11 protein-coding genes are annotated in these 14,026 nt (G+C 68.2%); 10 read left to right on the forward strand and 1 reads right to left on the reverse strand.

The window, feature by feature from the left end:
• The first annotated feature begins 23 nt into the window (after positions 1–23).
• Positions 24–2,333 carry a family 78 glycoside hydrolase catalytic domain gene (locus IDT60_RS08715; protein WP_191081609.1) on the forward strand — a complete coding sequence of 770 codons (2,310 nt, stop codon included), beginning with the start codon at positions 24–26 and terminating at the stop codon, positions 2,331–2,333.
• On the forward strand, positions 2,333–3,295 hold the full coding sequence (locus IDT60_RS08720) for a glycoside hydrolase family 43 protein (protein ID WP_223883930.1): 963 nt from the start codon (positions 2,333–2,335) through the stop codon (positions 3,293–3,295). The genes IDT60_RS08715 and IDT60_RS08720 overlap by 1 nt, the downstream gene beginning before the upstream one ends.
• Before the next feature lie 37 nt (positions 3,296–3,332).
• Here IDT60_RS08720 and IDT60_RS08725 read toward each other — a convergent pair whose 3' ends face one another.
• Positions 3,333–4,163, reverse strand: coding sequence for an IclR family transcriptional regulator (locus IDT60_RS08725; protein WP_191081610.1), 831 nt, complete (start codon positions 4,161–4,163; stop codon positions 3,333–3,335).
• Positions 4,164–4,312: 149 nt separating this feature from the next.
• Here IDT60_RS08725 and IDT60_RS08730 point away from each other — a divergent pair, with 149 nt between their 5' ends.
• From IDT60_RS08730 to IDT60_RS23385, 8 genes are all read left to right on the forward strand, one after another.
• Positions 4,313–7,051, forward strand: a complete 2,739-nt coding sequence (locus tag IDT60_RS08730; protein WP_191081611.1) for an alpha-L-rhamnosidase — start codon at positions 4,313–4,315, stop codon at positions 7,049–7,051.
• Positions 7,048–8,040 carry an alpha/beta hydrolase gene (locus tag IDT60_RS08735; RefSeq protein WP_191081612.1) on the forward strand — a complete coding sequence of 331 codons (993 nt, stop codon included), beginning with the start codon at positions 7,048–7,050 and terminating at the stop codon, positions 8,038–8,040. The genes IDT60_RS08730 and IDT60_RS08735 overlap by 4 nt, the downstream gene beginning before the upstream one ends.
• Positions 8,037–8,981 carry an alpha/beta hydrolase gene (locus IDT60_RS08740; protein WP_191081613.1) on the forward strand — a complete coding sequence of 315 codons (945 nt, stop codon included), beginning with the start codon at positions 8,037–8,039 and terminating at the stop codon, positions 8,979–8,981. Before IDT60_RS08735 ends, IDT60_RS08740 begins: the two co-directional genes overlap by 4 nt.
• Before the next feature lie 151 nt (positions 8,982–9,132).
• A complete protein-coding gene (locus IDT60_RS08745) occupies positions 9,133–10,029 on the forward strand; it encodes an alpha/beta hydrolase (protein ID WP_191081614.1) in 897 nt (298 codons plus the stop codon).
• A 49-nt stretch (positions 10,030–10,078) separates the two neighbouring features.
• The gene (locus tag IDT60_RS08750) at positions 10,079–10,936 is read left to right on the forward strand and encodes a fumarylacetoacetate hydrolase family protein (protein ID WP_191081615.1); all 858 of its coding nucleotides are present in this window, start codon (positions 10,079–10,081) and stop codon (positions 10,934–10,936) included.
• A complete protein-coding gene (locus tag IDT60_RS08755) occupies positions 10,936–12,729 on the forward strand; it encodes an FAD-dependent monooxygenase (protein ID WP_191081616.1) in 1,794 nt (597 codons plus the stop codon). The genes IDT60_RS08750 and IDT60_RS08755 overlap by 1 nt, the downstream gene beginning before the upstream one ends.
• Positions 12,707–13,789: a DUF3500 domain-containing protein gene (locus tag IDT60_RS08760; RefSeq protein WP_255527080.1), complete on the forward strand. Its 1,083-nt coding sequence runs from the start codon at positions 12,707–12,709 to the stop codon at positions 13,787–13,789. Before IDT60_RS08755 ends, IDT60_RS08760 begins: the two co-directional genes overlap by 23 nt.
• A complete protein-coding gene (locus IDT60_RS23385) occupies positions 13,734–13,970 on the forward strand; it encodes a DUF3500 domain-containing protein (RefSeq protein ID WP_255527089.1) in 237 nt (78 codons plus the stop codon). The genes IDT60_RS08760 and IDT60_RS23385 overlap by 56 nt, the downstream gene beginning before the upstream one ends.
• Positions 13,971–14,026: the final 56 nt, after the last annotated feature.

The following is a 14,026-nucleotide window of genomic DNA, read 5'->3' on the forward strand; positions in this document are numbered from 1 at the left end:
CCAGCAGAACGGAACACCACCCCATGCCCCTGGCACCCTGGCACGCAGCCATGATCACCCCTGATGCAGAGTTCGACGGCGCCCCGCTCCTGCGCAAGGAGTTCCAGGCTGCGGAGGGGCACGGCCCCGTGGCCAAGGCGACGCTCCGCGCCACCGCGTTTGGCGTCTACGAGGCCTTCATCAACGGCATTCCCGTGGGCGAGGACGTGCTGAGCCCGGGCTGGAGTTCCTACGAGTGGCGCCTCCGGTACCGCAGTTATGACGTCACTTCGCTGGTGGGCCCCTCGACTGTCATCGGTGTGGAACTGGGGAACGGCTGGTACCGCGGGCGCCTCGCCTGGCACGGCATGTCCAACCTCTACGGCAGTGAACTGGGCTTCTTCGGGCAGTTGGACGTTGAGTTCGAGGATGGTTACGTGCAGTCCGTCGCCACCGACAGCACGTGGCAGTCCGGCCCGTCGGCCACCACCGCGAACGACCTCTACGACGGGCAGACCATCGACGCCCGCCGGAACCAGCAGGGCTGGGCGCAGCCGAACTTCGACGCCGGCACATCGGGTGGCGGCGCGTGGGCCGGCGTGCATGAACTGGAGTTCGATGCCGGCCGGCTGGCTGAGCCGGTGGGCCCGCCGGTGGTGCGCACCGCCGTCGTTCGTCCTGTCGAGATCTTTACATCACCAAGCGGCAAGATGCTGGTCGATTTCGGTCAGAACCTGGTGGGCTGGCTTCGGTTCACCGTTCAGGGCGCGGCGGGGGAGACCATCACGGTCCGCCACGCGGAAGTGCTGGAGGACGGCGAGCTGGGTGTCCGCCCGCTGCGCTCCGCCAAGGTCACGGACACGTTCATCCTGTCCGGCGGCGAGGACTTCTTCGAGCCCACCAAGACTTTCCACGGGTTCCGCTACGCCGAGATCTCCGGCTGGCCAGGCGCGCTCACACAGGAGTCACTGGAGGCGGTGGTGGTGCACTCCGAGCTTGAGCGCACCGGCACCTTCGAGTGCTCCAACGAACTCGTCAACCAGCTCCACCGCAACATCGTCTGGGGGTTCCGCGGCAACTTCCTGGACCTCCCCACGGACTGCCCGCAACGCGATGAGCGGCTCGGCTGGACCGGCGACATCGCCGTCTTTGCGCCCACCGCGGCGTTCCTCTACGACGTCAAAGGGTTCCTGCAGGACTGGCTCCTGGACCTGGCAGCAGAGCAGAAGGCGGCCGACGGCCTGGTTCCCATCACCGTCCCGGACGCCCTGAAGTACTGCCCGCAGCCGCCCGAATTCCCGAAACCGGAATCTTCCGCGCTGTGGAGTGAGGCCTCGGTCTGGGTGCCGTGGGCGCTCTGGGAGGCCTACGGGGATGACACAGTCCTCAAGAACCAGTACGAATCCATGACCTCGCACACCCGCCGCGTGGAGGGGCTACTGTCCTCCACCGGGCTGTGGGACACGGGCTTCCAGTTCGGTGACTGGCTGGATCCGGACGCCGATCCGGACAAGCCGTGGGACGCGAAGGCGGACGCCGGCGTTGTGGCCACCACATGCATGTTTCGCACAGCCTCCATCACAGCCCAGACGGCGCGGTTGCTGGGACACCACGACGACGCCGAGTACTTCGAACAGTTGGCCGCCCGGGTCCAGGCCTCGTTCCTGGAGCACTACGTTGCCGCCGACGGCACCATCCGGAGCGACTGCACCACCGTCTATGCACTCGCGATTGCCTTCGGCATCCTTCCGGGCCCCGAGCATGTGGATTTCGCCGGGGAACGCCTTGCCGAGCTGGTGCGGAAGAACAACTACCGCGTGTCCACCGGCTTCGCCGGCACCCCCTTCATCACCGGCGCCCTCACGGACAGCGGCCACAGCGAGGAGGCCTACCGCCTGCTCCTGGAAGACGGCTGTCCGTCCTGGCTCTACCCGGTGACCATGGGAGCCACCACTGTCTGGGAGCGCTGGGACTCGATGCTCCCGGACGGCACCATCAACAAGGGCGAGATGACCAGCTTCAACCACTACGCCCTGGGCGCCGTGGCGGATTGGCTGCACAAGGGTGTCGGCGGAATCAGCCCGCTGGCGCCGGGCTACAGCAAGATCCGGATCGCACCTGTCCCGGGCGTTGGCATCGACTGGGCCAGAACTTCGTTGAAGACGCCGCACGGAACCGTCCGCGTGGAATGGAAGCTCGACGACGGTGCCCTCCACCTCGAGGTGACTGTTCCCGAGGGAGTGGAGGCCGACGTCGTCCTTCCGGGCGGCGAGCCCCGCAGCGTCGGCGGCGGCACCCACCGCTTCGAGGGCTACATTGCGGCCTCCGAATTGGACCGCCAGGGAAGCCGCTGATGGGCCGAAGCAGCCTGCCCGCGGCCGTTCAACAACTTCGCCTCGGAGAGATAAGGATGCGCGACCCGTTCATCCTCGAACCGGCTCCTGGTGAGTTCGTCTTGTTCGGGACCAGCGACCAGAACATCTGGGGCGGACCCGCAACTGGGTTCGACTGCTACACCAGCCACGATCTTGAACAGTGGGATGGCCCGTTCGCCGCGTTCCGCCCACCAGTGGGCTTCTGGGCAGATACGCAGTATTGGGCGCCGGAGGTTCATGCGGTTGACGGCCGGTTCTTTATGTTGGCCACCTTCGCCGCCTCCAACGGGGCGCGCCGCCGTGGCGTCGCAGTCCTTGTCTCGGACCGTGCCACTGGCCCGTACGAACCATGGAGTGACGGGCCGGTGACACCCGCGGACGAACCGTGCCTGGATGGAACCCTTCATGTTGACGATGACTCCACCCGCTGGCTTGTGTACAGCCGCGGGCCGGAGGGGACATCCGGCCGCGCGGGGATCGCGGACGGTGAAATGTACGCCCTCCGCCTGTCAGGGGACCTGCGCGTCGGCGTCGGTGAGCCAATCCTGTTGTTTGCCGCCTCTTCGGCGGGCTGGACCCGGCCGCTGCGTTTTCCAAAGGGGATCGAACCTCCACAGGACCTGCACCTGGCCCCTGACCCCCAGTTCACCGACGGGCCCTTCCTGCTCCGCTCAGACGAGGGGACACTGCTGATGCTGTGGTCAAGCCACGGTGAGGCGGGGTATACGATAGGCATCGCCGAGTCGGAGACCGGAACCATCACGGGGCCCTGGATTCACCACGACGACGCCCTATGGTCCAGCAACGGAGGTCACGGCATGGTCCTCCGCGCGTCCAGCGGGCGGGACTACCTGGCCTTTCACTGGCCGAACAACACCCCCGACGAACGCGTCCAGCTCACCGAAGTGGAAGTTAAAGGGGCCAGCGTCAAGATACTGTGAGCACCGGTGCCTGATCCACGTGCATGTGCAGGGCAGGTCACCCCTCCGAGTGCGTCCGCACGTCAGGGCTGACTTCGGCAAGGTGGCCCAGGTTCCGCGAGACCGCGCGTGCCGTGGCGCGGACCGCCGGCGCCAGCACGTTGGCCGGCGTGGAACCGTCCGGGACCACGATGGACAGCGCTGCAACCACCGAGCCCTGCGCATCAAAGATCGGCGAGGCCACAGACACCGTCCGCGAGGGCGCCGAGCGGCGGATCATGGCGACGCCGGTGCGCCGGACATCGGACAGGGTCCGGCGCAGCTGTCCTTCGGGCATGTGGTCCACTCCGGGTTCGTTCTCCGGCGGCTTCCGCAGCGTCGCCTCCTGGAACTGCTGGTCCGCGCCGGCAAGGAGCACCAGCCCGACGGCGGTTGAACGCAGCGGCGCGCGCCCGCCCACCCGGTAGGCCACTTCGGTGGCGTCCTTCGAGGACAGCCGCTCAATCAGCACGGCTTCCTCGTTGTCGCGGACGGCCAGCAGCACGTGGTGGCGGGTCACCTCGAAGAGGTCCTCGAGGTAGGGCAGCGCGATCTCGCGCACCCCGTGGCCGCGCGGCGACAGGGAAGCCACCTCCCACAGGCGCACCCCCACCACGTACCGGCCGTCGTCGAGCCGTTCGAGTGCACCCCACGCCACCAGGCGGGCGATCAGGCGCAGCGCGGTGGGCGCGGGCATCCCGGCATGGCGCGCCAGTTCCGAAAGGGTCAGCGCCCGGCGGCGGTCGGAGAAGACCGCGAGCAGGCTCAGCGCCCGGTCAATGACCGGTTCGCCCTGCTTGGGCCGCTTCCCCCGGGTGGGGGTGGTGTCCATGTCCAAAGGGACGGTCATGCGTGAGGTCCTTGCGCCGTTGGAGGTTCGGACCGCAGTCCGTGAGCTAGAGCACAATACCATTCCAACCAATGAAAGATCGCTGTGAGCGTCAGCTGGCCGGACACGAAGCTTGAACCCCAGCCACTCCACGTACAGGAGCTTCCTGCATGACCTCCACCAGTCTCGACTCCCTAGTCGGGGAAACACTCCTGGCCCCGGCCGCGCCCACCAGGCTTCGCGCGGAGCACCTGCGCGAGGCGATGGGCATCACCACCACGCAGCCGCGCCTGAGCTGGACACCGCCCGCCGGAACCATGTCGCAGGGCGCGTATCGGATCACGGCAAGCAACGGCTGGGACACCGGCCGGCTGGAGTCCGCGCAGCATGTCCTGGTGCCATATTCCGGGCCGGCGCTGCAGTCGCGCAGCCGCTTCGAGTGGCGGGTGCGGACGTGGGACACGAACGCCGACGGCACCGAAACGGAGAGCGCCTGGTCTGACCCGATGCCCGTGGAGCTGGGGCTCCTGCACGCCTCCGACTGGACAGCGCAGTGGATCGGGCCTGACGAACCCGATGTTCCGGCCCCCGGCGAGCGCCGCGGCTACGCCCTGCACAAGACCTTGACATTGGACGCCGCACCGAAGACAGCCCGCGTGTACGCCACCGCCAATGGCATCTACGAACTGTTCCTCAACGGCGTGCGCGTCGGCGACCAGCAACTTACCCCCGGTTCAACGAGCTACAACACCACCCTGCAGGTCCAGGCCTACGACGTCACCGCGCTTCTGCACCCCGGCACCAACACCATCCGCGCCGTCCTCACGGATGGCTGGTACCGCGGAACCTTCGGATACACGCGCGACGCCGACATGTACGGCACGCACACGGCCCTCCTTGCGCAGGTGGAGCTGCAGTCCGGGAACAGCAGAACGGTCATCGGCACCGACTCGTCATGGCTGGTGTCCCCAACGGAAATCGTCAGCGCGGACCTTATGGCGGGCCAACGGGTCGACTTCCGCGTGCCGCGCGCCGGTGACGGCAGCGCTCTTCCGGTGAGTCCCGCCGTCGTGCGTCAAGGCAGCTATGCAACCCTGACCGGCCCGGTGGCGCCGCCCACCCGCATCGTGGACGAGCTTGCGGCGGTCTCCATCACCCGCGTGGCCAACGGCCACCACGTGGTGGATTTCGGCCAGAACATCCACGGCTGGGTCCGTCTCAGCAGGCTCGGCCCGCCGGGGGAGACGGTCACCCTCGTTTACGGCGAGGCGCTGGACGGTGACGGCGACGTGAGCCAGGACCACCTGCGCCCGCACGACTTCCGCCGCCCCGGTCAGTTCCTGCCCGCCGGGCAGGTCGATGCGGTGACGGCGTCGGGCGCTCCCGGGGAAGTGTTCGAACCGCGGCACACCACCCACGGCTTCCAGTACGTGTCCGTGCAGGGCCTTGCGGCGGATCTGGCCGCTGAGGACATCACGGCCTGCCTGGTCCAGACTGACCTCGAACCGCTGGGCGCCTTCAGCTGCAGTGATGAGAGGCTGAACAGGCTGCACGGGATTGTGGACCGGAGTTTCCGGGGCAACTCCTGCGAGGTGCCCACCGACTGCCCGCAGCGCGAGAAGGCCGGCTGGACGGGGGACTGGCAGCTGTTCGTGACCACCGCCGCGTACCTCTACGACGTCGCCGGCTTCTCGCGGAAATGGCTAAGCGACGTCCGTGCCGACCAGTGGGAGAACGGCGTCATCGCCAACATCTCCCCGTCGCCAGGCCCGGGGATTACCTCTGCTGAGTTCATGGCGTTCACCAACGGGTCCTGCGGCTGGGGCGACGCGATCGTGATGGTGCCGTGGGAGCTTTACCTGGCCACCGGCGACGCCGGGATCCTGGCCGAAAACCGGGAGGCGATGAACCGCTGGCTCGGCTTCGTCCGAAGCACCGCAGAGACGCAGCGGCACCCGCTCCGAACTGCTGCCGGCCCGGTTCCAGCCCCGCACGAAAAGTTCCTCTGGGACACCGGCTTCCACTTTGGTGAATGGATGGAACCGGACGGCCCGGAACCGGACCTGTTCGGTTCCCGCTCCGCCGATCACGGCATCGTGGCCACAGCCTACTACCGCAACACCACGGCCCTGATGGCGAAGAGTGCGGCCGTTCTCGGCTACGCGACGGAAGCCCGGGAGCTGGCTGAGCTCTCCGAAAACGTCCGGCAGGCCTGGGCCGCGGAATACCTTGACTCCGCAGGGCAACTGACCCAGCCAAGCCAGGCGAACTGCGTCCGGGCACTGGCGTTTGATCTTGTCAGCCCGGAGCAGCGCCACGCCGTCACGGCTCAGCTGGTCTCGCTGATCAGGGCCGCCGGAACGCACGTGGGGACCGGCTTCCTGGCAACGCCCTACCTGCTCCCCGTTTTGGCAGATAACGGTGAACCGGACCTGGCCTACGAGCTGCTCATGCAGGACTCGGAACCATCCTGGCTGGTGATGGTGGACCGTGGCGCCACCACCATGTGGGAGCTGTGGAACGGACTCGACGCCGATGGCGCCCCGCACCAGTCCCTGAACCACTACAGCAAGGGCGCCGTGGTGTCCTTCCTCCACCGCTACACGGCCGGCCTGCGGCAGGCTCCCGGCAGCGCGGGCTACAAACGCATCATCGTCGAGCCGCGGCCCGGGCCGGCGCTGACGTCTGCGGCCACCTCCCATCGAGGCCCGCAAGGCCTGATTGAGGTGCAGTGGGTAATGGACGACGGCGGGCTGCAGCTTCGCGTTGCGGTCCCTCCGGGCACCACCGCCGAAGTCCGGCTCCCCGGCCTGCCTCCCGCCGTCGTCGGCCCCGGAACCCATCACTTCACTGCCGCAGCCCGCTGCGGAACTCCCGAAAACCCAGAGCTCGTAAGGAGCACACCATGAGTGTCAACGAAGCCAACGAGGTCCGCTATACCGAACACACGGACCCTGTCCGCCCGGGCAGCGTGAAGGTTCCGGCGTTCCCGGTATTCGATGCCCCGGGCGTTCCCGGGCACGTCTCGGACGTCTCCGCAGTGCACAGGGAAGTCACCTACGCCCGCGCCATCGGTTTCCGGCCGCTCAAGATGGACATCTGGCTTCCCCGCCAGGCTGCCGGACCCGTGCCGCTGGTGGTGTGGGTCCATGGCGGCGCCTTCCAGCTGGGTGACCGCCGCGAGCTGCCGCCCACTTTCGAACCGGACTCCGTGTTCCGCCTGCTCAACGAGGCCGGGATTGCCTGCGCCACTGTCGATTACCGGCACTCCTTGGAGGCGCCGTTCCCCGCCCAGCTGCATGACGTGAAGGCTGCTGTCCGCTATCTTCGGGAATTTTCGGAGGACCTGGGCGTCGATCCTGACAGGCTCGGGGCATGGGGCGAATCCGCTGGCGGCCAACTGGCGGCAATGCTGGGACTGACCGGAAACCGGGACGACCTGCACGGCGGCCTTGGCGCCCAGGGGCACCCCAGCAGCATCAGCGCGGTGGCCGATTTCTACGGAACCTCCTCACTAGCCCGGATCCCGGCCAGGGACGAGCTGGCCGGACTGTTCCCGCCTGCGTTGACTGCCGCGGTGCCGGCCGGGATGCCGCTTCAGCCCGGCCCCATGCTGGTGGGCGGCTCCGACGATCCCGCGCTCCTGGCCGCGGCGAGCCCGGTCAGCTACGTAACGGCCGGTGCCCCGCCCTTCCTGCTGGTCCACGGCGACAGCGACGGCCTGGTGCCGCACGAGCAGACAGATCTGCTGGCCGGTGCACTTGCGCACGCGGGAGTGGAACACGAAGTGGTCACCATCAAGGGTGCGGACCATTGCTTCTTCGGCGCGGAGGACCAGCTGGACGCCATCCTTGCTGCCGCCGTCGGCTTCTTCGTCGAAAAGCTGGGCAGGCCATGACAGCCCCTCAGCGGGAGGCATCGGCTCCTGCCGACGGCGGGACGCCGGCACCCGACGCGGGTTTCGCTGAGTACCTCGCTGCTCCTGAAGGCCCGGAAACGCCTGCGGGACAGAGTGGCCCCGATGTTCCCATCCGTACCGTCACCGCTGATGGCATTTCCGGGCCGGTGGCGATTCGGATCTACGGGGAGGTGGCCGGCGCGGCCGGACCGGCACTGGTGTGGCTGCACGGCGGAGGATTCGTCAGCGGCAGCCTGGACATGCCCGAGTCCGACTACCTGGGCCGGATGCTGGCAGCCGCCGGCACCCCGGTGCTGTCGGTCGACTACCGGCTGGCACGCGACGGAGTCCACTTCCCCGTGCCCCACGAAGACGCTTTAGCCGCCTGGTCCTGGGTGCGCAGTAACGCTGCGGGGCTAGGGCTGGATCCTGAACTCCTGTGCCTGGGCGGGGCGGGTGCGGGCGGAAACCTCGCGGTGGGCGCGGCCCTGTACCTGACAGATTCCGGCAGGCCGCTGCCTGCGAAGCTCCTGCTGGCCTATCCCTTCCTGCACGCCGAATTGCCGCCGCCCGCAGGCGGGCTGGACGAGCAGGTGATGGCCACACTTCCCCGGCACCTTCGCTTCACCCGCGAAGACTGCGTCCGGCAAGCGGAAAACTACGTGGGCGGCCCCGTCAGCATGGCGTCCTCCTACGCCATGCCCGGCTACGCAGACCCGTCCGGGCTGCCGCCGACGGCCATCGTTGCCTGCGAGTACGACGACGCCCGTGGCTCATCGGAGAGCTTCGCCGCCAACCTGAAACAGGCAGGCATTCCGGTGTCCTACTTCCTCGCCCGCGGAGCGGTCCACGGCCACCTCAACCACGCGGCCGGCAGCCCGGAGGCGCAGCCCGTCCTGGATTTCCTGGCAAAGGAGCTGGCCTCCGTCAGGGCGCTGTGAGGCCGGTGTCGGGCTTCGACGCGGCAGGTCTTCAAAGCTGTTTCATTGAGTGAAAGCGGCCATGCGGAGGGCACTCGCCGTACGCGAAAGTTGAGTTGTGACACGGTCCACACGGGTGGCCCGGCGCATGAACGAAATGGCGCGGTAAGACATGGAGTCAACGACGACGGCAGGGCGGGTTGTGAAGGGCATCGAGTTTGCCCACCGCGAGGGGTCAGCCCCGCTGCTGCTTGATCTCTACACCCCCGCCGCCCCGAAGCAGTCCGGAGCTATGCCGGCGGTCGTCCATTACCACGGCGGCGGCTGGCGAACCGGGGGCCGTTCATCCCTGGGCCCGCACGTGGACACACTCGGTTTGAGCCCGATAGAGCGCCTGGCGGATGCTGGGTTTGTGGTCGCTTCGGCCGACTACCGGCTGAGCTCTGTGGCCACCTTCCCGGCCCAGTTGGTGGACGCAAAAGCCGCGGTCCGCTGGCTCCGGGCGCACGCCGCTGAGTACAACGTGGACCCGGACAGGATCTACGCGTGGGGCGACTCGGCCGGTGGACATCTCGCGTGTCTGGTGGGGCTGACCGGCGGATCCCCGGAGTGGCTCGGCCGGGATGATTCCGGCAAGCCAACGGACGTCAGCGACGCCGTGGCCGCCGTGGCGGCCTGGTACCCGCCCACCGACCTGCTCCACATGGGGCAACAGGCGCTGCCCGGCGCCGTCGCCAGCGCCGATGATCCAGGTTCGAGGGAGGCGCTCCTCCTGGGTGCCCAGCCCGCCGAAGCACCGGACAAGGCAGTGGCCGCGAGTCCTGTCACTTACGCGGGCAACCACGCCCCGCCGTTCTTCCTGGCGCACGGAACCGCTGACCGTTTTGTGCCGCCCGCACAGTCCGCGACGCTGGCCGCGGCGCTGGAAGCCGCGGGCACCGACGTCGAACTCTTGCTCATTGAAGGAGCCGACCACATGTGGCAGCTGCCGGGCCAGGACCCGGCCGCGGCAGCGAAAGCCGCCGGCGCCACCATCGACTTTTTCCGCCGCCAGGCTTACCAGCCCTGACCCCAGACATCCCGGGCACCAGCCCGGGCAAGAAGTGAAAGGCCCCCTTATGCAGTTTGTTGGCATCAACCACCAGGGCGAGTCCTGGGCCGCAGCCCTTGTGGACCCGCTCCTTTACCCGCTCGCGCCCGTTGGCGATTTCTGGCGCGATCCCGCCGGCTGGCAGGACAAGGCAGTCACGCTAACGGCCGACGCCGGCAGCTCGCTTGAGCGCGGAACCGTCGCCGAAGTGCCGCTGGTCCCTGCCTCCGCCCGCGTGATCTGCGTGGGACTGAACTACAAGGCGCACGCCGCAGAAGGCAGCTTCAAGGACCAGGACCTGCCGCCGTACCCCACCCTCTTCGGGCGCTGGACGGCGTCGTTGTCCGTGGGCAACGTCCCGGTGCCGGTACCTGGCGGCGAAGCCGGGCTGGACTGGGAAGGCGAAGTTGCAGCCTATCTCGGCCGGCGCGTCGAGTCCGCTGATGAGGCAGCCGCCGCGGACGCCGTCTTTGGCTATTCCACCTTCAACGACCTCACGGCCCGCCGTGCCCAGAAGCTGACGTCGCAGTGGACGCTGGGCAAGAACGGTGACTTTACCGGCCCGCTGGGCCCGCTGGTCAGCCGCGACGAGGTGGGCGATCTCCGGGACGGCCTCCAGGTCCGGACGCGCGTGAACGGCACCGAAGTCCAGAACGGCAACACCAGGGACATGATCTTCTCCGTGCCGGCCATCATTTCGCTGATCAGCGAAACCTTCACCCTCCACCCCGGCGACGTGATCGCCACCGGCACCCCGGAGGGCGTGGGCTACGCGCGGACACCGCAGTGGCTCCTGCAGGCCGGCGACACCGTGGAAGTGGAAATTGAGCGGCTGGGCACCCTGGTGACCCCCATCGGCGACCCGGCGCTCCGGGCGAGGGCCTGATGGTCACCCACCGTTTCGCTAGCCCGGACATACTGCCGGCGGAGACACAGATCCTGATCTCCGGCGGCGGCCCCAGCGGCCTTTTCCTGGCGCTTGACCTGGCCTCCCGCGGCATCGCGAGCCTGGTGGTGGAGCCGCGGGATTCCGTGGACCACGCCCGGCCGCGGGCCAAAACCACCAATGCCCGCACTATGACGCACCTGCGCAGGCTTGGCCTGGCCGATCCACTGCGCGCTGCGTCGCCCCTGCCGGTGGACTACTCGCAGGACGTCAGCTTCTGCACCAGCCTCACCGGCCCGGGCGTCCACGAACTGCGCCGCTTCCGGCAGGCTTTCCAGCTGGTGCCCGGCCGGTATGGCCCCCAGCCGGAGTGCGGCCAGCAGGTTCCGCAGCCCGTGCTCGAGGAGGTGTTGCGGGCGGCCGTTGCCGGGTCGACTTTGGTGACGATGGTGACGGGCTGGAGCGTCGCGGACGTGCAGGGCACTGAATCCGGCGTTGCGGAAGACAGCGCATCCACGCCGGCATACGTCGTCGACGTCGCTGCTGCCTCGGGTGCCTCCCGCACCATCCGTGCCGAATACGTGATCGGTGCCGACGGCGGGTCCTCCGCCGTGCGCCGGAGCCTGGGCATCCGTCTGGAAGGCGGGTCGGCAGCCCTCTCCAACATCAGCATCCTGTTCCGCTCCGGGGGCCTCGCTTCCGCGGTGGCACTGGAACCGGCAGTGCAGTACTGGGTGGTCGGCGCGGACACGTCCGGAATGGTGGGGCCGATGGATCTCGGCGGTACGTGGTGGGCAATCGTCCAAGGCGTCGATCCGGAGGAAGAGGTGAACACCGGGAGTGCTGCCGCGATGGTCCGCTCGCTGGTGGGCGCCGACGTCGATATTGACGTCCTTGCCACCGATCCGTGGACGGCGCGCATGCTGCTGGCCCCGGAGTACCACCGCGGGGGGGTGTTCCTGGTGGGCGACGCCGCCCACCTCAACCCGCCTTGGGGCGGACACGGGTTTAACACCTGTGTTGGGGACGCCGCGAACCTGGCTTGGAAGCTCGCCGCAGTTCTTGCCGGGTGGGGCGGCCCGGACCTGCTGGACAGCTACGAGGCAGAGCGCCGTCCGGTGGCGGACCGCACCATCAGGGATGCCGCCGCCAACGGCAAGGCACTTGCCTACCACTTCGCCGACCCCGCTCTTCTTGCCGGCGGGACCGCCGGTGAAGCAGCGCGGGACGCGGCGGGCGAAGCCCTGGCCGTTAAACAGAGCGAGTTCGACTCCCTGGGCCTGGTCCTCGGCTACGCCTACGGGAACTCACCCGTGGTGGTCCCGGACGGGTTGCCGGCCCCGGCGGAGGATCCCATCGTGTACATTCCGTCCGCCAGTCCGGGCGCCCTGCTTCCACACGCCTGGCTGGATGAAACCGTCTCCGTGTACGACCTCTTGGGTGCCGGCTTCACGCTGCTCATTGATGCAGCTGCGCTGGCCGGCAAGCCAGCCGAGGAGGCATTTGCTCCCGTGGCGCAGACCGCGGGCCGGAAGGGAATCCCGGTGGCGATTGCCGCCGTCGGGCATTTCGACGACGGGACCTCCCCGTCCCGACTCTGGGGCGCCGACGCGGTGCTGGTCCGCCCCGACCAGCACGTTGCCTGGCGCGGGAGTTCGGCAGAGGCGGCAGCGGCGGCACTGGCCGTGGCCACCGGCCGGCCCGCGTCGGAAGACAAGGCACAGCAGCCGGAACAGCAGAACCAACACACCGAGCAGGAAGGGAAGGCCCGTGACCGCGTCGTCGTTCCGTGATTATCTCTTTACCCCTGACCACCCGCGCGTAGCGGAGATCCGCGGCCTGAACGCTCGCGAATACGCTGAGGCCGCCACCAGGGATTCCTTCGCCGGGCCCATGATCGAGGGCTGGCAGAAGCTGTATCCGCAGCCGTTCAAGGGCATCACGAACGACGGCGTCCTCCGCCCCGGGCTGTATCCGCTCGCTCCCGCGCGGGCGGGGGAGGAAGCGCCTACCGCGGAGATGACCGCGGCGGCCCGCAAGCTCCTCGATGCCGTCACCCTCGAGCAGGCCTCCCGGCTAAGTTACGCCGTGGATGCTCCGGAATGGCAGAGCTGGGCGAACCCGGAGTTTATGCAGCACGACACGGGACTGCGGCTCGACGAACTGGACGCCCCGGTGCGCGATGCCGTGTTCGCCGTGGTGGAAGCATCGCTGAGCCCGGCCGGCTTCGAGCTTGTGCGGAACCTCATGCGGATCAACGGCTTCCTCGGTGAACTGGTGGAGCTGCCGCTGCTGATGAACGAGTTCAGCTACAACTTTGCCCTGTTCGGGGAACCGTCCGAGACGAAGCCGTGGGGGTGGCAGCTGTTCGGGCACCACGCCGCGCTCAACTGCCTGGTAATGGGAACCCAGCTGGTGGTCTCGCCGGTGTTTATGGGCGCCGAGCCTGACGTAATCGACGCCGGGCCGTACCAGGGGGTGGCCGTGTTCAAGGAGCGCATCGCCCTGGCGCGGCAGCTCATGGCTGCGTTGCCTTCGGAGTTGCGCACGGAAGCCACGGTGTATGCATCGATGGTGGATCGAGCGATGCCCGAAGACCGGCTTCACGCGGGCGACGAGCGGCACCTCGGCGGATGTTTCCAGGACAACCGGATCATCCCGTACGAGGGCATCCTGGTGGCGGACATGCCTCCCGAAGCCCGGGCAATCCTGGACGCGGTGGTGGAGGACTTCATCGCGTACCTGCCCGACGGTCCGAGGGCTGCCCGACGGTCCGAGGGCTGCCCGGCGCCGCGAGATCACCGACCGCTACGACGAGAGCTTCTTCAGCTGGATCGGCGGCTGGCAAGGTGAGGAAGCCTTCTACTTCAGGCTGCAGAGCCCGGTGGTGGTCCTGGAACTGGACCACCACACCGGCGTGTTCCTCAGCAACGACGAGCCGGCCCCGTTCCACATGCACACCGTGGTGCGGACACCCAACGGCAACGACTACGGCCGCGAACTCGTCAAGCAACACCCATCGATTGCTCCGTAACTGCCCTTTTGGGCCGCCAAAACGGCGTTTACGGAGCACTCGATGGCTCCCAGGAA

It is taken from the genome of Pseudarthrobacter sp. BIM B-2242 (assembly GCF_014764445.1).
Lineage (GTDB): Bacteria > Actinomycetota > Actinomycetes > Actinomycetales > Micrococcaceae > Arthrobacter > Arthrobacter luteus_A.